Origin of the sequence: Haloarcula sp. 1CSR25-25 (assembly GCF_032027985.1) — an archaeon.
GTDB lineage: Archaea > Halobacteriota > Halobacteria > Halobacteriales > Haloarculaceae > Haloarcula.
The window spans coordinates 41547-65931 of sequence record NZ_JAHYBW010000008.1 but is presented as its reverse complement, the minus strand read 5'-3'; the positions used below and the strand labels follow the sequence as shown (position 1 = coordinate 65931).

Here is a 24385-nt window from a genome sequence, read left to right as displayed (position 1 = left end):
GCTTGCAGGGACCGCTCGGTCACACCCTCGTCTCGACAACACGCCACAGTGGCTTGCCGTCCCTACCGTATCGCGGCCGCCAGCGCCAGCACGGCGACGAGACAGACAACAAGTCCCGCCACGGCGACCGATGGGGCGACGGCGATAGAACCCCGGGCGACGCCGGCCAGACCCAGCGTTGCCGCCGCGCCGACGCCGCCGACCGCGACGGTTCCGCCGGTGTGGACGAGTTCCGCGCGGCGCGTCGCGGCCCCGGTGCCGACCTCGTGTCCGAGCGTCGTCCCGAAGGAGCCGGCGTCCCAGACGACCACCGCCCCGACCAGACCCGCCAGGACCAGCCACGTCGGCGTCGAAAGCGTCGCGGCGAAGGCGCTCGCACCGAACAGGCCGGCCGCGGCGAGCGTGACGCCGGCCGTCCGCTCGCGCAGGTAGCTCGTCGCCAGCGCCACCCACAGCTGTCCGGCTGCGCCGATGACCGAAAACAGCGCCACGACGACCAGGACCAGCGTGACGGTCTCCGGGCCGTACACGTCCAGTACCGGAACGAGGAGCTGGTCGACGGCCGCCGCGGCCGGCGTCGCCCGGAGCGCCGTCTGGATGGCGTCGATTGCCGGCCCCGCGACCGCAACCGCGGCGAGCGTGACGACGACCCCGCCGACGTACGGTGCGAGGACGGTTCCGACGCGGTCGGCCGAGCTCTGGACCGCCCGCCGGAGGAACCAGACGGCCACCGAGACGGCCGTCCCGCCGAGGAACAGCCACCAGAGGAGTCCGCGGAGGCCCGGCGCGGCCGTGACCCCGACGGCGAGGTCGTACAGCCCGCCCGGGAGCATCCCGGCGAGGAACTGCTGGCCGAGAGCCAGTTCGACCAGTCCGGCGACCGGAGCGACCAGCAAGGCCAGCCGTCCGGTCCACCGCAACGTCTGCCCGACGGCGTCGACAGTCGTTTCGATGTCGGGCGCGTCGCTCGTCTCCGGAACGAGTTCGGCAAGCGGCAGAGAATCAACGCCACGGGCAAGCGCCGCGGTGGCGAGCGCGAGCAACAGGCTGAAGATGGCGATATGCGTTCGGCCGGGAACCGGGTCGAACACCGGCCCCAGTACCTGAGTGAGGACCTCGCCGGTCAGCTGCTGGACGCCCGGTGTCCCGGCGCTGGACTGCAGGAAGTCGACGGCGCCCCGCGTAAACAGCGCGAGGGCGACGACGAACGGAACGAGGGTCGTCCGCACGACGACGCCGCCGTAGGTCGCCACCCGCTCGGTGTCGACGACGCCGCGGGTGGCCGCGGCCGCACCGAAGACCGCGGTCAGACAGCCCAAGACGACGACCACCTGCGACACCAGTGTGACGACCGCCGGTCTGACGCCGGCCTGTGAAGAGACCGGAAACAGCTCGGCACCGAGCGAGACGACCGTGCCGGCGCTGGCGGCCGTGAGCCCGACGGCGACCGGCAGCGCGAGGACACTGGCCAGAACGGTGCCGACCGCCCGCCAGCGGTCCCAGCCGCTCAGCCACAGCGACAGCGCCAGCAGGACGCCGGTTGCCGCGCCGACGAGCGCGACTCGGTCGGCGCCGACAGTCCGGAGCAGTCCCACGACGAGCAGCGCCGTCACGCCGACGACGGTCGCGAAGCTGGTCCGGGGCATCCGGGTCGAGAGTGTGGTGGGGTCGTCCATAGTTACACGCTGAACAGGTCCGCGAGCGAGGCCCGAAGCGCCACGTCGATGGGGCTGTCGAGGTCCCAGTCGATGACGGTCGCGCCGGACAGTTCGGCCCGCTGGAGCCGGGCCCGTCGTTCGATGCCGGCGACGGCCGCCCCGAGCGAGTCCCCGCGAGCCAGCGACGGACTGACCAGGGTCGTCGGGTAGTCACGGACCGCGAGCGACGACACCAGCGAGACGGACCAGTCGTCGGCGGCCGGCGAGAACACGACCACCTGCGCGGTCGGCGGCAAGCGGGCGAGCACGGCGAGCAGATCTGGGTCCTCGATTGTCCCGCCGTCGGCCGTCGTCACCTGCGCGTCGCTCGCGTGGGGCTGTCGTTCTGATTCGCCCCCGGCGTCACCGGCCGCGTCGGCCTCCGACTGCCGGGCAGCGGCGCGGCCCACGCTGTCGAACACCTGTCTCGCGTGGGCGGCTGCGTGACCGCCCGAGGCGTCGACCCACGCCAGCCCGTCGGGACCGAGCCCGCCGGGGACATCCGACTCGGCCAGTCCGACGGCACAGACGCTGGCGACGACGCTGGTCCGGGAGAGGGCGTCGAACAGGCGCTCGGCGGCGTAGGCCGACAGCTCGGCTCCGGTCGGGAACCCCGGCTCCGGCGTCACGCGGGCCGGCGGTCGCGCATCCACGACCAGCACCGTCCTGACGGCCTGTTCCTCCCGGTAGTCGATGGTAGTCAGTTCGTCGGTCTTGGCGTAGCGCCGCCAGTCGATGCGGTTGACCGGGTCCCCGGGCTGGTAGCTCCGCGTCGAGTGGAACTCCAGCCCGCTCCCGCCGGTGTCGGTCGGGAGCGTCCCCGCTCGCGGGAGCGTCGCGTCGGCCATCGGTACCTCCGAGACGGTGTTCGAGCACGTCAGCGTCCCGTCGCCGGCGACGGGCAGGTCGACGGTCACCGCGTCGCTGGCCGACAGCGTCCGCACCCGCACCGCGGCGGCGTCGAACGTGTAGGTCCCGCGCTTTGCCATCACGGCGTAGGAAAGCGTCGCGCTCTCGTCGGGCCGCAGCGAGGTACAGAGCCGCGGCGACCCCTCGACGACGGCCAGTTCCTCCGGGACGCCGTCGATGACCCGCACGTCGGTCAGCGAATCGCTGCCGGTGTTTGTCACGGTCAGTTCGACCGCGACCGGCTCGCCCGGCGTCGGCTGGGCGTCAGAGACAGAGCGTGTCGCCTGCAGGTCGGTCCCCGGCGGTACCCGCGACAGTGCGCCGTAGGCGACGTAGCCGAGCGGAATCGCGGTGGCCGCGAGCAACAGCGGCTCGGCGGTCAGAAGCGAGACGCTGACGAGAAACAGCGCGGCCGCGAGCCCGCCGCTCCAGCGTCGCACGCGGCGGTGCATCGTCAGCGCTCACCTCCCGACACCCGCTCGATAGCGCCGACCGTCCGGCGGATGCGGCGGCGGCGCTCGCTCTCCGGGTCGAGCCACAGGCGCAGCCGAGCTAAAAGCGACTGGGGTTCTGTCGGCGAGAGCAGGGCCGCCGCGACGGCGTCGTCGGTCCACGTCCCCGCGCGCACCGCCTGGCGGGCGGAGGCCTGCGAGGTGCTGCTGCCGACAGCGTAGGCTGTGGTCGCCGCGGCGGCGAGTCGCTCGGTGACGGCGTCCATCGCCGCGTCGTCGCCCGCAACCGCGTCGTCGATGGCCGCGTCGATGTCGGCGGCGACCAGCCGACTCTCCGTCGCTGTGACGGCCTCCGGCGGGCTGTCGGCGGCCACGTCGAAGGCGGTCGGCGAGCCACTGCCGAAGAGCCCGCCGAGCCAGCCCGCGACGGCCGCACAGACGCCGACGACCAGACTCCCCGCGAGGAGGGCAGTCGTCGGGGAGACGGTGCCGAGCACGGCGACCAGCGACTCGCCGGCGACCGCCGGGGCGACTGTCAGGACGACCGCGGCGGCGGTCGCCAGCAGCCCCACAGTCCCGAAGACGACGGTCCGCAGTCGCATCAGGGCCGCCCCTCCGTCGCGTCGTCGGCGTCGTCGGTTGCTTGTGCCTCGATGCGCCGAATCGCGTCCTCGACGGCCGCCACGTGCTCCTGTGGGTCCCGCCGGCCGTACTCGACCGCCCGGAAGGCGTCCCGGACCGTCCGCACCGCGGCCGGCGGGAGGCCGTCCCGTTCGATAGCGTGGGTCGCAATCTCACCCGGCGTCCGCGTCCGGTACCGCCGGAGCGAGACGTGGGTCAGGAAGCGCGTCCACGCCTCGCGGATGGTGACGCGAGCGGCGGGCGTCTCCGCGTCCCCGCCGGGTTCGGTCGCGAAGACGGCCGCCACCGCAGTGCTGGCGGCGTCTTCGGCCGCCGAGAGCCGCGCATCGAGCCACGCGCGAAACGCATCGAGCAGCGCCGCGGGCGACCGGCGGCCGGCGAGCAGGTCCCGGAGCGCCCCGGCGGTCAGATTCGCTCTGGTTCGGAGGCGGCCCAGCAGGTCATCGAGTGCGACGGCAGCGCCCACCAGCGCGGAAACGGCGAGTTCGCGCCCGGCCCGCACCCACGCCCCGACCGTCCCCGGCGTGACGTTCCGCCGACGAGCGCCGACGAACGTACCGGCGAGGAGAATGCCGAGCGCGAGCACGACGCCCGCGGCGTTGACCAACAGCCCGCCCACAGTCGTCGTGGCCGTCTGGCCGTACTTCGAGACCGCAATCGTGGTCCCGGACGCGAGCGGCAGCCCGACCGTCGCCAGACCGGTCGCGCCGGTCCGGGCCGCCGGCTCCCCGCCCACGGCCACCGTCGCGTTCGCGACAGGGGCCCCGCCCATCGTCGCGTTCACAGTCTGGCCGGCGACGGGCAGCGCCAGCGGCAGCGTCGGCGACGTCGCTACCGAGAGCCGTTCGAGCACAACGGTCGTGTTGCCGCTGACGGCGCCGCGCTCGACGGCGATCGTGACGTTGCCGGGCTCGGTCGGGAGCGTGACCGCCGCACGTCCCCGTCGGTCCGTCGCCGCCACCCGGTCGCCGTCGAGCACCACGGCGCCGTCCCGTACCGGGACGCCGTCGACGGTCGCGGTGACGGTGACCTCACCGCCGGTGACCTGTTCGCCGGTGACGCTCACCGACGCGCTCGTGTTCAGTTCGTAGCTCGCGTTCGTCGACCCCTGTGATTGCGGGCCGGCGACGGCGAAGGCGCGGTCGCTGTCACGCGGGACCGACGGAACGGCGAGTAAGTCCTCGTCGCCCGGTGGGTCGACGGTAATCGTCAGTTCGTCTTCGTAGGGGACCGTCCCGGCAACGGTGCCGTCCGGCCCAGTCGTCCCGACCGGCTCGCCGTTGAACGAGACGGTCGCGCCCTCGACCGGCGCGCCGTCGCGGGTCACCGTCGCCGCGACCGCCGCGCCCGGCGTCGCCGTCCGGTTGAGTTCGATGACGAACTCGCCGGACTGAGAGACCGTCCGGCCGTCGCCCGAGTCGCCTGTTTCGCTGTCGCCTGTCTCGGTTCCCTCACTGCCGGACTCTTGCTCCGCCCCGCCGGTCGGGGCTTCGGTCCGGGCCTCGTCCGCCGGCGTCCCCACGGCGAACTCCTCGTCGGGACTCCCCGATTCCGCCGCGCTGTACTCCTGGCTGCTGTTTTCCATCGCCTGCTGTTCGGATTCCAGGCGCTCCCGGCCCGGCGTCGGGTCGAACTGCACCCAGCCCACGCCCTCGAAGTACACCTCGACCCACGCGTGGGCGTTCATCCCGCGGACGGTGTACTCGTTCTGACCGGTCCGCTCGCCGGTCGAGTAGCCGACGACGTAGCGGGCCGGGATGTCCTGGCTCCGCAGCATCACCACCATCGAGGTGGCGAAGTACTCGCAGTACCCCTCGTCCATCTGGAAGATGAACTCCGAGGCCACGTCGTCCTCGGGCGACTGGCTGACGTTCAGGGAGTAGTTCTTGTTCGCCTCCAACCACTGCTCGATGGTCGCCGCCGTCTCGTAGGGCGAGTCGCTGTCTTCGGTCAGCCGGTCGGTGAACGGCCCCACCTGGGCCGAGGTCGACGCCGGCACGCCGGTGTAACGGGACTCAATTCCGTCGGGGTAGTCCCGGTCGCTCGTCTGTAGCACCTCGGGGTCGTCGGGCGGCGTGACGCTGGTCGCGCTGTAGGTCGTTCCGGCGGGCAGGGGCCGCTCGGACGTGACCGCGCCGTACTCGGTGACCATCACGTCGTCCCGGGACACCGATCTCGGCCGCCAGACGGTCGGCAGCGCCGTGGCGGACTTGGACAGTCGCACCTCGTACTCGACTCTCGTGTCGGCCATTCCCGCAACCGCCATCGGCCCCTCGTAGGCCTGCGGGTCCGCCCGTCCGTCCCACCCCGTGCCGGTGTAGGTTTCGTAGGCCCCGGTCCGCCAGTACGCCGGCTCCGAGCTCGTGACGGTGAAATGCGGCTCCGTGTCCTGTGACCGGTAGGGGCTGTCGCCGCTGTCGAGCGACCCGCCCACGCTGGTCTGGCTCCCCGGGTTCAGCGCGCCCAGTTGCCCTCCGCTGCCGCCGGTCGAGGCCCCCCCTGCCGACCCGAACGGGTTCTCCTGTGGGAGGGGGACCAGAGACTCCATCGGGCTCTGTGTCCCACCGGGAGACAGAATCGGGAGCGTCGCCGCCGCCAGCACCACGGCGACGACACACACGGCAGTGAGCAGGACCCGGAGGTAGTCCCGGCCAGCCGAAACGTCGTCGAACGGCGAGTCGTCGGAGCCCACGTCGGATTACCGTACCGTCCCGGCGCAGTCGGTATAAATCTGCTGTCAGCGTGGGGTAACAGTGACTCCGACGTGCCGGCTGTAAGATATAAACCGTCGGCGCGGCAACCGGAGAGCAATGACCGACGACGAGGAGACGGTCCAGTGCTGGCTGGTCGAACGCTCCAGTTTCGGCGACGAGCGCATGGTGACGCTCATCTACGCGCCCCCGGCGGGCGACCGCCACCTGACGAAACAGCTCTCGCCGAACCTGCTCAGGCGCAAACGGATTACGGCGGCCACCGACGTCGAACCCGAACGGCTCGAACCGGTAAACGACGAGGAGACGCGGGAGCGCTACGCCACGGAGGCCCAGCGGATGGCCGAGCGCCACGACCCGGACGCCGAAGTGTGAACGGCCGCTGTAGCAGTTGAGGCCCTGTACTCCCGTTTCGACTGATATTTCGAACACGAAAGACTATACAGGCGGCCGTCACAAACCGGCCGTATGGCAGCGATAGAACTGGATGGCGTCACCAAGCAGTTCGGCAGCCTCACCGCGCTGCAAGGGGTCGATCTCACCGTCGAGGAGGGCGAAATCTTCGGCTTCCTCGGCCCGAACGGGGCCGGGAAGTCGACGACGATAAACATCCTCCTTGATTTCGTCCGCGCGACCGACGGGTCGGCGACGGTGCTCGGCCACGACATCCACGAAGAACCGAAGCAGATCCGTGCCCGCACTGGCGTCCTCCCCGAAGGCTACGACGTGTACGACCGGCTCACCGGTCGTCAGCACCTCTCCTTTGTCATCGAGTCGAAAGACGCGGACGACGCACCCGAGGAACTGGCCGAGCGGGTCGGCATCGCCGACGCCATCGACCGCAAGGCCGGCGGCTACTCCAAGGGAATGCAACAGCGCCTCGTGCTGGCGATGGCGCTGGTCGGCGAGCCCGACCTCCTCATCCTCGACGAGCCGACGACCGGGCTCGACCCGAACGGGGCGCGGCTGATGCGGGAACTCATCCGCGAGGAGAACGAACGCGGCGCGACCGTCTTCTTCTCCAGTCACATCCTCGGCCAGGTCGAGGCCGTCTGTGACACGGTCGGAATCCTCCAGGACGGCCGCCTCATCGCGAAAGACAGCGTCGACGGGCTGCGCGAGGCCGCCGCCGGGGACACCGTCCTCCGCGTGACGCTTGCAGACGGCGACGGAACCGACGACGCCGTCGCGGCTATCGAAGGGCTCGACGAGGTGTCGACCGTGACCGCGGACGGGACCACGCTCACCGTCGGCTGTGACAGCGACGCGAAGATGGCCGTCCTCAACGCCGTCGAGGAGAGCGGGAGCGAGGTGGCAAACTTCGAGACGGAGGAGGCCTCGCTGGACGAGGTGTTCGCCGCCTACACCGAGAAACAGGACCAAGAGCAACCGGAGGTCGACGCATGAGCGCCGAACAGAACCCCCTCAAGCGCTTCCTCGGCGACATCGACACGAGCATCAAGAACTCCGAGTTCGTCGACTGGTACCCCATCTCGAAAAAGGAGTTCCGCGACACGGTCCGCTCGCCGTGGATCTGGGTCCTCTCGTTCATCTTCATCGTACTCTTCGCGCTCCCGGCGGTGCTGGGCCTGTATTTCAACATCGGCCAGCAGTTTGCCCAGGCCGGAGCGTCGCTGACGACGGACGCGTACGTCCGCTTTGCGCTGCCGATCGCGGCGCCGCTGCTCCCCGCGGTCGCGATCGTCATCGGCTACGCCGCAATCGCCCGCGAGAGCGAGCGCGGCTCCCTGAAGATACTGCTGTCGCTCCCGTACACGCGGGGTGAACTGCTCGCGGGCAAGTTCGTCGGCCGGAGCGCGATCACGCTCATCCCGGTCACCGTCGGGTTCCTGACGACCCTGTTAGTACTCCTCCCGTCGGAAATCGAGATCGCGTGGGAGTCGTTCCTGCTGTTTGCGCTGGCCACGATGGTCTACGGGGTCGTGTTCACGGCCTTTGCAATCGGCCTCTCGGCGGCGATGAAGACCGCGCGCCGGACGATGGCGGCGTCGCTCGGGATCTACGTCTACCTGCAGGTGTTCTGGTCGAACCTGGGCGCGGGCCTCGGGAACCTGCTGTCGGACCACGCGAACATCGACCAGGTGACCCAGCTCCACGTCGAGCTGTTCGTCTCGTTGTTGAGCCCCATTACGGCGTACCGCACGCTCGTCCAGGAGATACTGCAGGGGTCACCGATACGTTCGCGGCTCCTCCTGACGTCGAACCCGCAGGTGACCTGTGAGGAGATGCTGGGTGGGACACTGGAAATAACACAGACCGGTGCCGAGTGTACCAACGCCGCCTTGCCGCCCCAGTACGGAACCGTCGCGGTCATCGCCTACCTCCTGCTGTGGCTGGTCGTCCCGCTGGTCGCCGGCTACTACGTCTTCGAAGCGAAGGACCTGTAGCTACACGCCAGCGTCGTCCAGCAGTTCTTCGAACTCGTCCTCGTCGAGTGTCTCCACGCCGTGTTCCTCAGCGTCGTCGCGTTTCCGCTGTCCCGGGTTCTCGCCGAGGACGAGATAGTCGGTGTTGCCGGAGACGCTACTCGTCGCCGACCCGCCGTTTCGTTCGACCAGTTCCTGGGCGTCGCTGCGGGTGTAGCCCTCGAGCGAGCCGGTGAAGACGAACGTCAGACCGTCCAAGGCGTCGCCGCCCGTCTCCGCGGCGGTTTGCGGGTCGACGTGGTCGAGCAGGCGGTCGATGACGGCGCGGTTACCCTCGCCCTCGAAGAACTCGACGATGGAGCGCGCGACGGTCGGGCCGACGTCGGGCACAGCCTCGAAGGCGTCGGTGTCGCCGTCGTCGGCGGCGTCCAGTATCGCCTCGAAGGTGCCGAACTCTCGGGCGAGGTTCCGCGCCGTGACGGTCCCCACGTCGGGGATGCCCAGCGCGACGAGGAAGTCAGCGAGCGGTGGCTCCCGGGCAGCCTCCATCTCCGTGACGAGGTTCCGGGCGCTTGTCTCGCCCCATCCCTCCAGGTCGGTGAGGGCCGCGACGGTGAGTTCATAGAGGTCCGCAGGGTCCGAGACGAGGCCGGCGTCCAGCAGTTGCTGAACGGCTTTCTCTCCCAGGCCCTCGATGTCCAGCGCGTCGCGGCTGGCGTAGTGCTCGACACTGCGCTCGCGCTGGGCAGGGCAGGTGAGGCCGCCGGTGCAAAAGGCCATCGGCCCGTCGCGCTCGACGGGGCTGTCACAGACCGGACACGTCTCGGGGAACTCGAAGTGGCCGTCGCCGTCGTCGTCGAGCACTTCGACGACGTCCGGGATGACGTCGCCGGCCCGCTTGATGCGGACGCGGTCGCCCACGTCGACGCCGAGGTCGGCGATGAGCGAGGGGTTGTGCAGCGAGGCCCGCGAGACGGTGACCCCGCCGACCTCGACGGGGTCCATGAGCGAGACGGGCGTGAGCCGGCCGGTCCGGCCGACCTGGACGACGATGTCCCGGACGGTGGTCTCCTCCTTGCGGGCCGGGAACTTGTAGGCGAAGGCCCACCGCGGGGCGCGGGACGTCGACCCGAGTTCCTCGCAGGCATCCATGTCGTCGACCTTGAGGACGACGCCGTCGATCTCGTAGTCGAGGTCGTCCCGGGCCGCCAGTTGCTCGTTCCGATAGCCGATGGCGGCGTCGATGTCTTCGACGACGGCGGTCCGGTCACAGACCCGCAGTCCCCACTCGGGGAACTGCTCGTGCATCGCGCTGTGGCTCTGGAAGTCGACGGAAGCGTCGAGGACGCCGAAGAAGAACACCGACAGCGGCCGCTCTGCAGTCACCGAGGGGTCGAGCTGGCGGAGCGTCCCGGCGGCGGCGTTGCGCGGGTTCGCGAAGGGGTCGTCGCCGCGTTCGACGCGCTCGCGGTTGAACGCCGTGAAGGCGTCCCGCGGGATGTACACCTCGCCGCGGACGGCCAGGAAGTCGGGGTACTCGCCGCGGAGCCGCTGGGGGACGCTGGCGATGGTACGGACGTTCTCGGTCACGTCCTCGCCGACCGCCCCGTCGCCGCGGGTCGCCGCCCGCTGGTAGACGCCGTCCTCGTAGACAATCTCGACGGAGAGGCCGTCGAACTTCGGCTCACAGAAGTACTGCACGTCGCCGTCGAGACGGTCTCGGACCCGCTCGTCGAAGGCCCGGACGTCCGCTTCCTCGCCGCCCTGGTCGATAGAGCCCATCCGGGCGACGTGTTCGACCTCGGGGAGCTCGTCCAGGGGTTCGCCGCCGACGCGCTGGGTCGGACTGCCGTCGGTGTCGAGATCGAACGCCGATTCGAGCCGCTGGAGCCGGGCAAACAGCGCGTCGTAGGCCCGGTCGCCGATGACCGGGTCGTTCTCGACGTAGTACCGGTAGTCGTGGTAGCGGATCGCCTCGCGCAGCTGGTCGGCCTGCTCTCGGGCAGTCTCGGCGTCGATGTTCCCGGCGGCCTCGAAGTCAGTCCGCGGGTCGGAGATGTAGGGGTTCCCGGCGACGTCCTCGGCAGTGGTCATGCTGGGCGAGTGTTGCCCCTCGCATACAAAAACGGCTCTGCTCCTCGCCGCAGAACTGAGAGGAGACGTGCAGAAACAGATACCGCCCCGCATCGTTGCCACCCGTTACGGCGGCCGGCAGAGATACAGCGGCTCTAGAACCCGGCGGCTATCGGCCGATTCTGGCGCTGGGCGCCTTGATGACGAGTTCACCGTCGCTTCGGACAGTGACCGAGTGACCGGCGTATTCAAACGAGATACTGACAGGTGTCGAGCGGTCCGAAGAGTCGATGAGCGAATCGAGCGCTTCGGGGTCGACAGTCTCGTACAGCGGTGGGAAGTCGGTCTGCTCCCGGCCGGTCATAGCGGAGATGTACTCCGTCACTGCCGCGCTCGGACATGTCTCGGTCCAGTCGAACTGTTTCCGGGTTACGTTCATCGGTGCCGAAGAGTCGCCGTCCCCACTCCGCCTGTTACTTTTACTCATAGTGGTTCGCCTATCTGCATCAATACAGTAAACGGTAATATAGTCTTCCCAGCATTATCAAACTATGAAAACGCCATGTCCTGGTAGTGAGCCGCTATGAATCGGGCCGTACCCCGACTTTCGTCGGTTCTCGCCCGGGTCAGAGGTCGGCCACGTCTTCGATTGCGTCAGTCAGTTCCGTGATGCTCTCGACGGTGTGTTCCCCCATGTGTCCGATGCGGAAACTCTCCTCGCTGATGTCGCCGTAGCCACTGGAAAACACCATGTCGTACTCCTCGGAGACTGCGTCGACCGTCTCCGCGACGTTGATGCCCTGCGTGTTCTCGATGCAGGTCACCGTCTGGGACTCGTAGCCGTCCTCGGGGTAGAGGTCGAAGTGTTCACGGGCCCACTCGCGCGTGTACTCGGCCATCTCCCGGTGGCGCTGGTCGCGGGCGTCGTGGCCCTCGTCGAGCATGTGTTTCATCTGCTTGCGGTACGCGAGCATGAGCGGAATCGCCGGCGTGGAGTGGGTCTGGCCCTTCCGGTCGTAGTAGTCCAGACAGCGCTGGAAGCCGCCGTACCACGACGCCGACTCTTTCTCCAGTTCCCGCTCGTAGGCCGCGTCGCTGACGGCACAGACCGCGAGTCCGGGCGGCATTGCGAAGGCCTTCTGCGTGGACGTGAAGATGGCGTCGATGCCGTGGGCCTCGATGTCGATCTGGTCGCCGCCGAGACAGGAGATCGCGTCGACGATGAAGTAGGTGTCCGGGTACTCCGCGACCACGTCGCCGATCTCCTCGATGGGGTTGCGGACGCCGGTCGAGGTCTCGTTCATCACGGCTCCGACGGCGTCGTAATCGCCGGCCTCCAGCGCGTCGCGGATATCCTCCGGTTTGACCGCCGTGCCCCAGTCGTACTCGACGCGGTCGACGTCCTTGCCCAGTCGCTCTGCGACGTTGGCCTGGCGCTCGCTGAACGCGCCGGAGGTCGGCACGAGCATGCTGTCCTCGACCAGGTTGAGCGTCGTCGACTCCCAGAACTCCGTGCCCGACGCCGTGAGCACGATGACGTCGTTGTCGGTGCCGAGGAACTCCTTCGTGTCCTCGACGATGGTGGTGTAGAGGTCCGTCATCCGGTCCATCCGATGGCCGAACATCGGCTCGGCCATCGCCTCGATAACGTCCTCGCGCACCTCTGTCGGCCCCGGGAGATACAGCGTCTTGTCCTGGTAGTCGTCTTTGTATTCGCGTTTTTCGGTCACAGAACCACCTGTAGTAGGTGGACTCTCGAATCCGGGGGGCATGGTAGTTTTGATACCGGGCGAAGGGAATCGGCTCGCCCCTCCGGCAGTCGGGTCGCTCGCGCCGGGGGATAGCTCAGACAGCGGTTGTACTCTCCAGGAGATATTTCACGGTTGAACGGTCATGTCGGTCTATGGGCCGCCACACCCCGCTCACGGACGCCCAGCGAGCGGCCGTGGCCGACAGGGCGGTCGAACAGGTCGCTGCCACGCTCGGCGAGATGGACGAGGGGTCGACCCGGCCGAGGCAACGCAAACCGCTCAGCGGCGGCGATATCGACGGATGCCGAACATGACCAGCCCGGCATATATCGCCGGCCCGAACAGGACGGTCGGGCTGGCACTCACTAGTCCCGACACGAGGTAACCCCAGAGTACGTCGACGAAGACCACGAAAAACGGGGCGAGTGCGAGCGACTTCCCCCCGGTTCCGACCGCGTCGTCGACCGTCGGCTGCGTGGCGGCGACCGCCCCCACACCGGCAACGGCGAGGAGGTACCACAGTGTGTTCCCCGGTGGCGTGGCGTAGGGCAGCGTGAACAGGGCGATAGCGGCGAGGCCGATACCGACCAGCGTCGGTCCCCGGCCGCTTCCGGTGAGCGCCCCTCGTACTCCGTCGAGGTCGCCGGCGTTGAGCGCCGTTTCGAGGTCCGACGCGGTCTGACTGCCGCCGGCATCGAGGACCGTCGTTCCGGTCCCGGCGTCGACCGGGCTATCGAAGTCCCGACCGCAGTGCATACACCACGTCGCGGTCGCACTGACTTTCTCCGAGCAGTGAGGGCAGCGGGGGTCGGCGGTCATACTGTCATGTTCGAGGGCGCACAGTTAGCGGTTACGGGGGGAGAATATACAGGCGTCCACGGTAAATGGGGTGTATGGATTGGGTCGCACAGGCCGAGAGCCTCCTGTACGACGGCGAGGTAATCGAAGCGGACGTTCGCCTGGACCGCGGCGGCGTCGTCGTGACGAGCCACCGCGTCCTCGTGTTCACGCCCGACCGCGAGGGGTCGAACTACCGGCAGGTCGACCGCCCCAACGTCGAGGGCGTCGATGTCACCACGAGCGGCGACTGGACGTTCCTCGAGCTCGGCGTGAAGGCGCTGGTCGTCGGCGTCGTGCTGGTAGCCGCCGGGATGACCGTGAGCCTCGACGGCCTCGTGGGCACCGTCTCGCTCGACAGCGGCGGCGCCGCCAGCGCCGTCGGTATCAGCGGAATGGTGGGGCTGCTCCAGACGATGCTGACACTGCTGGCGCAACTGGACGACCTGATGCGCCTGTTCGGCGGCCTCGCGCTGGCCGTTGCCGCCGTCGTCCTCGGGGTCTATCTCTGGAGCCGCGACCGACTGCTCGTCGTACGCGTCGCCGGCGACGACGACATCGAACTGACCGCCCCGGAGGACGAAAGCGTCGTCGAGCGGATCGAGGCCGCCATCGTTCCGGAGGCGGCCCCTGCCGACGCCGGACACACGGGCAAGCAGCCGCCCGAAGACCCGCTCCCGTGACGTTCAACTCCGCCGAGCGCCAATCCCGACCTAATGGACGCTGACGGAGTTCGAGAGCGCGCGGGGTCGTTGCCGCGGGAGCCCGGCGTGTACCTGTTCGAGCAGGGCCGGGACGGGAAGCGCCGGGTCCTCTACGTCGGGAAGGCCGTCGACCTGCGTGACCGCGTGCGCTCGTATGCCGACCCGCGCAGCGAGCGCATCGCCAAGATGGTCGGGCGGGCCGAGACCATCGACTTCGCCGTCACGGACACCGAGACGCAGGCGCTGTTGCTCGAAGCGAACCTCATCAAGCGCCACCGGCCGCCGTACAACGTCCGGCTGAAAGACGACAAGTCCTACCCGCTGGTCCAGCTGACCGACCATTCCGTCCCCCGAATCGAGGTGACCCGTGACCCCGAGGACGGCGCGACGGTTTACGGGCCGTTCACCGACAAGGGGCGGGTGGAGACGGTAGTAAAGGCCCTGCGGGAGACGTACGGGCTGCGGGGGTGTTCCGACCACAAGTACAGCAACCGGGACCGGCCCTGTCTCGATTACGAGATGGGCATCTGTACCGCGCCCTGTACCGGCGAAATCAGCGAAACCGACTACGCCGGAGATGTCGAGGCGGTCACGCGGTACTTCGAGGGCGAGACCGGCGTCCTCGCGGACCCGCTGCGCCGCGAGATGGAGGCCGCCGCGGGGGCCCAGGAGTTCGAGCGCGCCGCGAACCTCCGGGACAAGCTCGGGGCCGTCGAGGCGCTCCACGGCGAAGGCGACACCGCCGTCAGTGACTCCGCGGGCTACCAGACGACGGACGTGTTAGGGGCTGCCGTCGAGGGCGAGCGCGCTATCGTCGCCCGACTGCACGCGGAGGGCGGCAAACTCGTCGAACGGGACCGGCACACGCTGGAGGCCCCGGACGGCGAAGGCACCGCCGGCGTGTACCGGGCGTTCATTCCACAGTACTACGCCGAGCGTGAACTGCCGGACCGGATTCTCTGTGCGGAAGACCCCGCCGACCCGGACATCGAGGCGTGGCTCGAGAGCGAGGGCGTCACGCTCGGCGTGCCCGGCGCGGGCCGGGAGGCGACGCTGGTCGACCTCGCACTGAAAAACGCCCGCCAGCGCGGCGGGACCGACGACGAGACCGGCCGCCTGGCCGACGCGCTGGGCATCGACCGCCCGAACCGCATCGAGGGGTTCGACGTGAGCCACGCACAGGGCCGGTCGGCCGTCGGCTCGAACGTCACCTTCGTCGACGGGACGCCCGAGAAAAGCGACTACCGGCGGAAGAAGCTCACCGAGCAAAACGACGACTACGCGAACATGCGCGAACTCGTCCGCTGGCGGGCCGCTCGCGCCGTCGAGGGCCGGGACGACCGACCGGACCCGGACCTGCTGCTCATCGACGGCGGCGACGGCCAGCTCGGAGCGGCCCGGGACGCACTCGCCGAGACCGGCTGGGACGTGCCGGCTATCGCGCTGGCGAAAGACGAGGAGCTGGTCGTGACGCCGGACCGCGTGTACGACTGGGAGGACGACGCTCCACAACTGCACCTGCTCCAGCGGATTCGCGACGAAGCGCACCGCTTTGCCGTGCAGTACCACCAGACACTGCGGGACGAGGTGTCGACGACGCTTGACGACGTGCCCGGCATCGGCCCCGAGACGCGGAAGCGACTGCTCCGGCGCTTCGGCAGCGTCGACAACGTCAGGACAGCCTCCGACGAAGAGCTGACGGCTGTCGACGGCATCGGTGAAGGGACCGCAGAGACAATCCGGACCCGACTGCAGTGATTTCGTATAGCGGATAGCGATTTATTCCGGTTGAGGCGGGGACTCATCCGTAATCCGGTAAAGCAGCGTGAAAAGGGCGCTAAGGGCGTCTATCCTACGTCTGGGGCTCGACGACTGAGTTCCGGAGCGTGCCGACTCCCTCGTAGGTTATCTCGACGCCGTCGCCTGGCTCGACGGTCCCCGGGTTGGCCGGGCTGCCGAAGGCGACGACGTCGCCGGGTCGGAACGTGAACCGTTCCGAGAGGTACGCAATCACCTCGCGAGGACCGAACAGCATCTCGCTGGTGTTGGCTGACTGGCGGCGCTCGCCGTTGATGTCCGTGTACATGTCGATGGCGCTGGGTTCGACGTCGGTCTCGATCCACGGCCCCAGGGGTGCGGACCCGTCGAAGGCCTTTCGCGCTGTTCGGCCCTGCTGGTCAAGCGCGTCGACGTCGTTGAGAATCGTGTATCCCCGGACGGCGTCGGAGACGTCAGCCGGGTCGAGGTCGTGACACCGGTCGTCGATGACTGCGGCCAGCTCGCCGGCGTAGGTGAGTTCGTCGGTGAACGGCGGGTAGGGGATGTCCCGCTCGTGGGCGAGCAGCGCCGTCGGGGGCTTGATGAAGAAGTCCGGCTCCTCGGGCCGGTCGTAGTCCATCTGGTCGTTGGTCGCGGCGTAGTTCCGGCCGACACAGTACAGCGCGGTCGGTTCACACGGCGGGAGCAGTCGTCCGTCGCGGCCGACCGTGTACTGGCCGTCGTCTGCGTGAACGACGCCATCGACGTATTCACCCGTGACCGGTCCCTCATCCGTCAGCAGTCGTGTGATTCGCATACCCAGTGGTCCGGGAGCCGATTAAAAAGGCGTGTCGCACCACTCCAACCACCGCTCTGTCACCGCGTTCGAGCGGGGTTCGAGCCGTTTCAGGGCCGCTCCGTGGAATACTGTGGACCCGGAAGCGGGAGCGAATAAATCTCTTGGTGCTATATCAAATCAGCTATGCGACCTCGACTGCTACCTGCCAGCCTCGACCCCCTCTTGTCTACCGAAGTGATTTTTCCCGGCAGCACGTATCCCAGATATGGGTGTGACCCGACGGCTCCTCATGGCCGTCGTCGGACTGCTGTCGCTGCTGGTCTACCTGGTGGCGGCGTACGTCGGGTATACGCTGCTTCTGCCGGTGTGGGACAGCCGCCCGTCGCCGACGGTGGCCGCCCTGGTCGTCGTCGGGACGGCCATCGGCCTCGGCGTCGTGAACTACTGGGCTGTGACGGCGCGACTCAAGCGGTCTCTCGATGCAGCCGAACTCCCGCGGGGGCGTGCACCCGGAGTTTACCGCCGCCTCGACGCGCTCGTCGAGCGGATGGACGTCGAGACGCCGACGCTGCTGCTGGCGGAGCTACCAGTCCCCAACGCGTTCGCCATCGGCGGCGGGGCCGGCGCTATCGTCGTCGACCGGCGGCTGTTCCGACTGTTATCCGCGGCGGAGTTCGAGGCGCTGCTGGCACACGAACTCGCGCACCTGGAGACCCGCGATGCGCTCGTTCAGACCGTCGCGTACAGTCTCGTCCAGACGGTTGTCGGGCTCGTCGGGCTCGTATTGTTTCCCGTCGTAGTGCTTACCGGTGGCATCGCCCGCTCACTCGCGTTACTGCGCGGGGACCCGTCCTCGTGGTCGCGCTCCTGGTTCGGCCGGGCGCAGAGATACGCGCTACAGGTGGTTGCCGGTCTCGGATTTGCCGTGACGCTGCTGCTACTCGGCTACTCCAGGCGTCGCGAGTTAGCAGCCGACGGCCGCGCGGTCGAGGTAACGGGGAATCCCGGCGCGCTTGCCCGGGCCCTCAGGACGATCGAGCGGGCCTCGACGCCGGAGGTTGGCCCCCTGCGACAGTTGTACGTACACAGCGAGGCGGACAGCGAGCTGTCGCGCCTCCTGTCGACTCATCCCCCCATGGACGAGCGCATACAGCGGTTACAGGAGCGAGCACAGCAGAACAATGGCGCGAAGGTGGGCCAGGTGCCGGGGAATTGCCGGTGACAGCTGCTTCGTCGGCGGTCGATAGTACCTAGATAGCGTTCAAAGCCACCATTCAAGATGTATAAGAGTACAATCTAGCTCTATATATCGGAGGAAATTATCGAACAAACGGTCGCGTTCATCCAGGATGCGTCTCCCGAGCTAGTTTCGGAGCACGCGTACGGTCGAGGACTCCCTGTTTGGCACGCAGAATAGTTATACGAACAGTTGTACAACGGTTCGGATATGACACACCCGACGGAGCGGTTCGAACGCCTCATGGCGGACGAACTCGAGGACTGCTGTGTGGCCGACGTCGAAGCACGGCTCGAGACGCTAGAAGAGTACGACGCGGCATCTCCCGCCCCGTCAGAGATAGACCTCGACGCGTTACAGACGCTCGGAGACGGAACCAGGTACACCGTCGTGCAGTTGCTGGTCACAGCTGACGAGCCGCTCTGTGTCTGTGAGGTTTCCCAGCTCGTCGCAGTAAGCGACAGCGCGATCAGCCACGCACTGTCGGATCTCCGCGACGCTGGCCTCGTCACCCGCGAGAAAGACGGACAGTGGCGGTTCTATGAGCCGACGGACCGGGCTGTGGCACTCACTGCGGCGCTTGACCAGACACAGGAATGAGTGGCCGGGAAGTGTGGTCATCAGGAGCGAAAGGTGTCGTGCGAGCAGTCTCTATATGCACATTGAGAGCGACATAGCGGTCCTAGAAACCGCTATGTTCAGACGGTCCCTATATCCGTGTATGCAAGCCAGCATCCCGCGGCGAGCGACTGAGACGACAGCCGGCCACACGTATGCGTGTCCGCTGTGTAGCTGCAGTGCGGACAGTGAAAACGATATTTACTGCCATCTGATGGTCTCACACCGAAAGAGAGCACTCGCTGGCGCCCTCCTCGAGAGAGTGGACTGTGACCAGTAGCCCGCTGTTCGGTTCTGGTGAGGAGCGCGGCATCGGCTGCTGGTAGCTAAACCGTCGTTTCGATAGCCGACACAGGATCTGACGCCGTATCAGCCCGGTCGAAGATAGATTTCGGGAGTCGATCAGTGAAACGACGTATCTGACCCGACAGATTCGTCTGTTTCGAAAGCATCGAGCCGTAGTTCGTTGCACCAGTTGGGGTCAGCATTTTTATTATGATAAATCGCATTTCGCCATATCAAATTTCGGTGAAGCCACCAGCCGACGGCAACCGGTTCAGCGGTAGCGGCTGCCAGCAGCGGAGTACTGATACCAGACGGCCACGTGTCTGAGTGTAGCAAAATCTGGCACGGCGGAACGGTTTCTGTCGACCTCAGAAATTGGCGCCGGGTCTCAGAACCCTGATTCTGGCCCTGTAGCAGCCATCGCCGGACGAAACAGCACAGCGAGATGGGAAACGCGTAAGTATCGGGGAGGCGATGAATCAGACTATGACGCAGACCTACGAGAACTATATCGGTGGCGAGTGGACCGGGAGCGGGGAGACACAGGACGTCACGAACCCCGCGGACGAGACTGACGTCGTCAGCACGGTTCCGGTGTCCTCGACGGCGGAAACCGACGACGCGGTCGCGGCCGCGGCGGAAGCGACGGGCGAGTGGGCCGGGATGCCCGGGCCGGAGCGCGGCGCGGTCCTGCGCGAGACGGGTGAAATACTGAAGTCCCGGAAAGGCGAACTGGCGGAGACGCTGACCCGCGAGGAGGGGAAGCCACTCGGCGAGGCCGAGGGCGAGGTACAGCGGGCGATAGATATCTTCTACTACTACGCGGAGAAGGCCCGCGACTTCGGCGGCACCGTCAAACAGCCCAGCGGCGGCCGGGCTGGCCTGCAGACGAGAAAAGAGCCGATGGGCGTCGCGGCGCTTATCACGCCGTGGAACTACCCCATCGCGATTCCGGCCTGGAAGATCGCCCCGGCGCTCGCGGTCGGCAACACGGTCGTCATCAAGCCCGCGATGCAGGCCCCGACCGTCGGCGCGATGATCGTCGAGGCGCTGGACGAGGCTGGGATTCCGGACGGCGCTATCAACCTGGTCTGTGGCCCCGGAAGCGAGGTCGGCGAACGGCTGACCACCCACGACGACGTCGACGTGGTGTCGTTCACCGGCAGCGCCTCGGTCGGCGAGCACGTCTACGACCAGGCGACGAGCACCGGCAAGCGCGCACAGGCGGAGATGGGCGGGAAGAACCCGACCGTCGTCATGCCAAGCGCCGACGTAGACAGGGCGGCTGATATCGTCGGTGGCGGAGCCTTCGGCGGCACGGGCCAGGCCTGCACCGCGACATCCAGAGCGGTCGTCCACGAGGACGTGTACGACGAGTTCCTCGATGCCATCGTCGACTACGCTGAGTCCCTCAAGATCGGAAACGGCCTCGACCGGGCCGACATGGGGCCCCACGTCAGCGAGGACGAACTCGCCGGGAGCCTGGAGTACATCGACGTCGCACAGTCGGAGGGAGCGACCCTCGAAACGGGCGGCGAAGAGCTCACTGGCAGCAAGTACGACGGCGGGAACTTCATCTCCCCGGCCGTCTTCTCCGGTGTCGAGTCCGACATGCGCATCGCACAGGAGGAGGTGTTCGGGCCGGTACTCGCCGTCATGCCCGTCTCCGACTTCGACGAGGGCGTCGAGGTCGCCAACGACATCGACTACGGGCTCTCGGCCAGCATCGTGACGGATAGCGTCGAGGAGGAGAACGCGTTCATCGAGCGCTCCGAGTCCGGCGTGGTCAAGGTCAACGAGAAGACGACCGGCCTGGAACTGCACGTTCCCTTCGGCGGCCTCAAGCGCTCCTCGACGAACACCTACCGCGAGCAGGGCGATGCCGGACTGGAGTTCTTCAGTTACATCAAGACGGTGTACCGCAACAGCTAATCGAGGCTGCCACCGCCCGCGAACTGGGTCGTCACATCCCAACCGTGTCGGACGAGCGGAACGCAGTCTCGCCGCGGTCCGCGAGCGGACGAGGCGTGGGAGGCTATCCGAGGTTGTTCACTTTGATGGAACGCATACCGTAACGGTTGTACTGTCGTTATTCTCGATACGCAGGACAGAGTAGACGGGCGGAAATCGCCGACAGACACCCAGTGACACAGCGTTTTGGACTCAGGTCCTCGACCTGTCCTCACAGAACACCGACTGCGTAGAGAGTCGAACAATCCCACGATGTCAAACAGCCATGCCGACTGACGGGACTGAGTTGGTCGATACATGAACTGTCATCCGTTACTTTCAAACAGCACAAACGGACACGGGCATGCCAACACAAAACATAACAGCTAGCCAGCCGACACCGTCGACATGAACGTTGACGCGCTCACGGCCGGGTTCGATCGCCGAGACTGGCAGGAACGGACAGAGACCGACAGTCCAGTCCGGTTCGCGATGATCGGCCTGGGCTGGTGGACCACCGAGCAGGCGATGCCCGCCGTCGACGCGGGGGACCTCTGTGAGACGACTGTGCTGGTCAGCGGCGACCGCGAGAAGGCGGCCGACGTTGCGACCGATTCGGAGACAGTCGAGCGCGCAATCACCTACGAGGAGTTCCACGACGGGGCCGCAAGCGAGGCGTACGACGCCGTCTACATCGTCACCCCCAACGCCCGCCACCTCCCGTTCGTCGAGACGGCAGCGGAGCTGGACAAGGCGATACTCTGTGAGAAGCCGATGGAGGCCACCGTCGAGCGCGCCGAGCGGATGGTCGAGGTGTGTGCCGACCACGACACGACGCTGATGATCGCCTACCGGATGCACACCGAGCCGGCCGTCCGGCGTGCGAAGGACCTCATCGACGAGGGGTACATCGGCGAGCCGCTGTTCGTCCACGGCAACATGACCGAGCCCATCCTCGAACTGGTTCCCGACCCGGACCAGTGGCGCCTGGACTGGGAGCTCGCCGGCGGCTGTGCCGTCATGGATATCGGCCTGTATCCGCTGAACACGAGTCGGTTCCTGCTCGATGCCGACCCGGTTGCCGTCCGGGGCACGGTCGCCTCCGTGCAGGAGGAGTTCGCGGACGTCCCCGACGAACACGGCGCGTTCCAGCTTGACTTCCCCGGCCACGTGTACGCCGTGTGTACCGCCAGCCAGAACGCCCACCTCGACAGCCACATCTCCGTGCTCGGGACCGGAGGGAAGGTCCGCGTCGAGCCGGCCTTCTACCCCTGGGACGACCGCGCACTCCAGCTTTCCCGCGAGGGCACGACCGTCGATATCGACTTCGAACAGGTCGACCAGATGGAAGAGGAGTTCGAGTACTTCGCCCACTGCCTGCTGACCGACAGCGGCCCCTACGCCGACGGCGAGCACGGCCTCGTCGACATCGAGACCGTCACGGCCGTCTACGAGGCCGCCGAGACGGAGTCGACGGTCACGCTCGATTGAGTGTCGCCACGTGATTTTTTGTCCGGGTCGGGCATAGCTGGGCGTATGGTTCAGTCAACGTGGGGCGACTGGTTCGTCCGCGAAGAAGTCGAGGCGACGGACCCCGGCGACGGCGTCGTGGTCTGGTATCTCGGCTGTAACGGCTTCGTCCTTCGCTCTCAGACGACGACGCTGTACATCGACCCCTACTTCGGGACGGGCGACCCGCCGACCCTCATCCGCATGATTCCGGTGCCGATGGACCCCGGCAACGTGACCCAGTGTGACGCCACACTCGTCACACACGAACACATCGACCACATGCACCCGCCGTCGTACGGCCCACTGGTCGAGGACCTCGGAGCGGCCCTGTACGCCCCGTCGGCGTCGTACGAGTCTCCGGACTACGACGGCGACCTGCGGGTGCCAGCCGACCGGCGAAACGAAATCGCCGTCGGCGACGAGTTCGCCGTCGGGGATTTCACCGTCCACGTCACCGGCGCGAACGACCCCGACGCCATCGAACCGGTGAGCTACGTCGTCGAGCACGACGCCGGGACGTTCTTCCACGCCGGCGACAGCCGGCCTGCCGAGGCGTTCATCGGCGTCGGCGACCGGTTCGACATCGACGCGGGCGCGCTGGCGTTTGGCACCGTCGGCTCGATCTACGAGCCCGAACCCGACCGCGGCGTCCGAACGAAGTGGTACATGGACGAAAACGAGATCATCGAAGCCGCGAACCAGCTCCGGCTTCCCCGCCTGCTCCCCTCGCATCACGACATGTGGCAGGGCGAAGCCGGCGACCCGAAAGTGCTCCACGAGCACGCGGTGTCCTTCGAGTACCCCCGTATCGTCGAACCGCTCTACATCGGCTGTTCGCTGCGGCTGGGCGAGCCCGGTATCCGGCGTATCGGTGCGCTGGGTGAGGGCTGACGTAGCCGGCGGTTCCGTCCTGGTCCGGGCGCTGGTCCACCCGGACGCCCAGAACACCCGGCCGTCGGTCCACCGCGTCGGAGCGGCCGACGGGTCATTCAGCCGCATCGGCCCGGACGCCGGACTCCGCCGCATCTGCCCGGACGCTGGACTCCGCCGCGTTGGCCCGACCGACGAGTCACTCCGCCGCGTAGGCCCGGACGCCGGTTTCGAGGATTTCGCGGTATCGAGCCACGTCGATGTCGACGGCGACGCGGCCGTTCGGGTCGTTGTCGGTCGTGCCGTGTTCGTCACAGATGACCGCGCCGTGGCAGGGGCCGCCGGTCGTGTCCACGTCGAGGTAGTACTCCTCGAAGGTGAGTACCGACTCGTCGATGATGTCTGCGACGACAGCGGCGTCGTGGATGGCCGGCGCGTCGGCCAGCGGGTAGGTCCCGGAATCGGGCCGGTAGTCGAGCCACTCGGCGATGGTCCCGCGGACGCCGTCAGCCTCGCGGAACGACTCGATGAACTCCGGGGCCACCGTCGCGCGGTTGGTCACGTCCAGACCGACCATCCGCGGGGCGGCGTCCTGGATGACGCGGCTGGCCGCCGCGGGGTCGTTGTGGAAGTTGGCCTCGGCCATCGGCGTCACGTTCCCGGTCGTCATCGCCGCTCCGCCCATGAGATAGATGTCCGCGACGAGGTCGGGCAGGCGGGGCTCCCTGGCCAGCGCGATTGCCAGGTTCGGGAGCGGGCCGACGGCCGCAATCGTCAGTTCGTCGCCGTACTCGTGGGCGGCTTCGACGATCGCGTCGGCCCCGTGGATATCGCGGGTGTCGCCGTCGACGTCGGGTATGTCGCCGTGGAGCCCGTTCTCACCGTGGATCCACTCGGCGGTCTCGAGGTCGTCCACGAGCGGGCGACCACAGCCCCGGGCCACCGGGACGTCGTAGCCACCGAGCGCCAGTATCGCGTGGGCGTTGTGCGTCGTGTTCTCGATAGTCGTGTTCCCGCAGACGGTCGAGAGGCCGACGACGTCGATCCCGTCGTGGCCCAGCGCCATCGCCAGCATGACCGCGTCGTCGCAGCCGGGGTCCGTATCGAAGAACACTTTGCGTGACATACCTCCGAAGTTCCCCCCAGCAGGTATTAAAAGCTGGTACGGACTGTCTGTGACACGAGAAGCCTGT

21 protein-coding genes are annotated in these 24385 nt (G+C 67.6%); 11 read left to right on the top strand and 10 right to left on the bottom strand.

Features of this window, described 5'->3' with window-relative positions; genetic code table 11:
* Window positions 1–62: 62 nt before the first annotated feature.
* The 4 genes from KZ498_RS19310 to KZ498_RS19295 are packed head-to-tail and all read right to left on the bottom strand — an operon-like array spanning window position 63 to window position 6392.
* Window positions 63–1676 (bottom strand): hypothetical protein, encoded by a 1614-nt coding sequence (locus KZ498_RS19310; RefSeq protein WP_312620873.1) that lies wholly within the window; start codon window positions 1674–1676, stop codon window positions 63–65.
* A gap of 2 nt (window positions 1677–1678) precedes the next feature.
* Window positions 1679–3058 (bottom strand): DUF58 domain-containing protein, encoded by a 1380-nt coding sequence (locus KZ498_RS19305; RefSeq protein WP_312620872.1) that lies wholly within the window; start codon window positions 3056–3058, stop codon window positions 1679–1681.
* 2 nt (window positions 3059–3060) lie between these two features.
* Window positions 3061–3660 (bottom strand): hypothetical protein, encoded by a 600-nt coding sequence (locus tag KZ498_RS19300; RefSeq protein WP_312620870.1) that lies wholly within the window; start codon window positions 3658–3660, stop codon window positions 3061–3063.
* Complete coding sequence (locus KZ498_RS19295; RefSeq protein WP_312620868.1) at window positions 3660–6392, bottom strand: transglutaminaseTgpA domain-containing protein; 2733 nt, start codon at window positions 6390–6392, stop codon at window positions 3660–3662. The genes KZ498_RS19300 and KZ498_RS19295 overlap by 1 nt, the downstream gene beginning before the upstream one ends.
* Before the next feature lie 118 nt (window positions 6393–6510).
* On the opposite strand from KZ498_RS19295, the gene KZ498_RS19290 reads away from it, so the two are divergent.
* The 3 genes from KZ498_RS19290 to KZ498_RS19280 all read left to right on the top strand — a co-directional run bounded on the left by KZ498_RS19290 (window position 6511) and on the right by KZ498_RS19280 (window position 8819).
* Entirely contained in the window at window positions 6511–6786 is a 276-nt protein-coding gene (locus KZ498_RS19290; protein WP_312620866.1) for a hypothetical protein, read from the top strand.
* 93 nt (window positions 6787–6879) lie between these two features.
* Window positions 6880–7818 (top strand): ABC transporter ATP-binding protein, encoded by a 939-nt coding sequence (locus KZ498_RS19285; RefSeq protein WP_312620865.1) that lies wholly within the window; start codon window positions 6880–6882, stop codon window positions 7816–7818.
* Window positions 7815–8819, top strand: coding sequence for an ABC transporter permease (locus tag KZ498_RS19280; protein ID WP_312620864.1), 1005 nt, complete (start codon window positions 7815–7817; stop codon window positions 8817–8819). The genes KZ498_RS19285 and KZ498_RS19280 overlap by 4 nt, the downstream gene beginning before the upstream one ends.
* On the opposite strand, the gene ligA is transcribed toward KZ498_RS19280, so the two are convergent.
* The 3 genes from ligA to KZ498_RS19265 all read right to left on the bottom strand — a co-directional run bounded on the left by ligA (window position 8820) and on the right by KZ498_RS19265 (window position 12601).
* Complete coding sequence (ligA, locus tag KZ498_RS19275; protein ID WP_312620862.1) at window positions 8820–10892, bottom strand: NAD-dependent DNA ligase LigA; 2073 nt, start codon at window positions 10890–10892, stop codon at window positions 8820–8822.
* 148 nt (window positions 10893–11040) lie between these two features.
* Window positions 11041–11358, bottom strand: coding sequence for a HalOD1 output domain-containing protein (locus KZ498_RS19270; RefSeq protein ID WP_312620861.1), 318 nt, complete (start codon window positions 11356–11358; stop codon window positions 11041–11043).
* 139 nt (window positions 11359–11497) lie between these two features.
* Window positions 11498–12601: an alanine--glyoxylate aminotransferase family protein gene (locus KZ498_RS19265; RefSeq protein ID WP_312620859.1), complete on the bottom strand. Its 1104-nt coding sequence runs from the start codon at window positions 12599–12601 to the stop codon at window positions 11498–11500.
* A 173-nt stretch (window positions 12602–12774) separates the two neighbouring features.
* Between KZ498_RS19265 and KZ498_RS19260 the strand changes: the two genes are divergently transcribed.
* Entirely contained in the window at window positions 12775–12936 is a 162-nt protein-coding gene (locus tag KZ498_RS19260; RefSeq protein ID WP_312620857.1) for a hypothetical protein, read from the top strand.
* Here the strand turns inward: KZ498_RS19260 and KZ498_RS19255 are convergent.
* Window positions 12902–13441 (bottom strand): hypothetical protein, encoded by a 540-nt coding sequence (locus KZ498_RS19255; RefSeq protein ID WP_312620855.1) that lies wholly within the window; start codon window positions 13439–13441, stop codon window positions 12902–12904. The genes KZ498_RS19260 and KZ498_RS19255 overlap by 35 nt on opposite strands.
* 74 nt (window positions 13442–13515) lie before the next feature.
* Here KZ498_RS19255 and KZ498_RS19250 point away from each other — a divergent pair, with 74 nt between their 5' ends.
* Together KZ498_RS19250 and KZ498_RS19245 are read left to right on the top strand one after the other, a co-directional pair.
* On the top strand, window positions 13516–14142 hold the full coding sequence (locus tag KZ498_RS19250; RefSeq protein WP_312620854.1) for a hypothetical protein: 627 nt from the start codon (window positions 13516–13518) through the stop codon (window positions 14140–14142).
* 33 nt (window positions 14143–14175) lie between these two features.
* Entirely contained in the window at window positions 14176–15921 is a 1746-nt protein-coding gene (locus tag KZ498_RS19245; RefSeq protein WP_312620852.1) for an excinuclease ABC subunit C, read from the top strand.
* Window positions 15922–16015: 94 nt separating this feature from the next.
* On the opposite strand, the gene KZ498_RS19240 is transcribed toward KZ498_RS19245, so the two are convergent.
* The gene (locus tag KZ498_RS19240; RefSeq protein WP_312620851.1) at window positions 16016–16738 is read right to left on the bottom strand and encodes a fumarylacetoacetate hydrolase family protein; all 723 of its coding nucleotides are present in this window, start codon (window positions 16736–16738) and stop codon (window positions 16016–16018) included.
* A 247-nt stretch (window positions 16739–16985) separates the two neighbouring features.
* Here KZ498_RS19240 and KZ498_RS19235 point away from each other — a divergent pair, with 247 nt between their 5' ends.
* The 5 genes from KZ498_RS19235 to KZ498_RS19215 all read left to right on the top strand — a co-directional run bounded on the left by KZ498_RS19235 (window position 16986) and on the right by KZ498_RS19215 (window position 23213).
* Window positions 16986–17942, top strand: a complete 957-nt coding sequence (locus tag KZ498_RS19235; RefSeq protein WP_312620850.1) for a M56 family metallopeptidase — start codon at window positions 16986–16988, stop codon at window positions 17940–17942.
* A 225-nt stretch (window positions 17943–18167) separates the two neighbouring features.
* Complete coding sequence (locus KZ498_RS19230; RefSeq protein ID WP_312620849.1) at window positions 18168–18557, top strand: metalloregulator ArsR/SmtB family transcription factor; 390 nt, start codon at window positions 18168–18170, stop codon at window positions 18555–18557.
* 789 nt (window positions 18558–19346) lie between these two features.
* A complete protein-coding gene (locus tag KZ498_RS19225; protein ID WP_312620847.1) occupies window positions 19347–20792 on the top strand; it encodes an aldehyde dehydrogenase family protein in 1446 nt (481 codons plus the stop codon).
* A 426-nt stretch (window positions 20793–21218) separates the two neighbouring features.
* On the top strand, window positions 21219–22301 hold the full coding sequence (gene gfo6, locus KZ498_RS19220; RefSeq protein ID WP_312620846.1) for a D-xylose 1-dehydrogenase Gfo6: 1083 nt from the start codon (window positions 21219–21221) through the stop codon (window positions 22299–22301).
* A 45-nt stretch (window positions 22302–22346) separates the two neighbouring features.
* A complete protein-coding gene (locus tag KZ498_RS19215; protein ID WP_312620844.1) occupies window positions 22347–23213 on the top strand; it encodes an MBL fold metallo-hydrolase in 867 nt (288 codons plus the stop codon).
* A gap of 178 nt (window positions 23214–23391) precedes the next feature.
* Here the strand turns inward: KZ498_RS19215 and KZ498_RS19210 are convergent, their stop codons facing one another.
* Window positions 23392–24318, bottom strand: coding sequence for a nucleoside hydrolase (locus tag KZ498_RS19210; RefSeq protein WP_312620843.1), 927 nt, complete (start codon window positions 24316–24318; stop codon window positions 23392–23394).
* Between the last annotated feature and the right edge of the window lie 67 nt (window positions 24319–24385).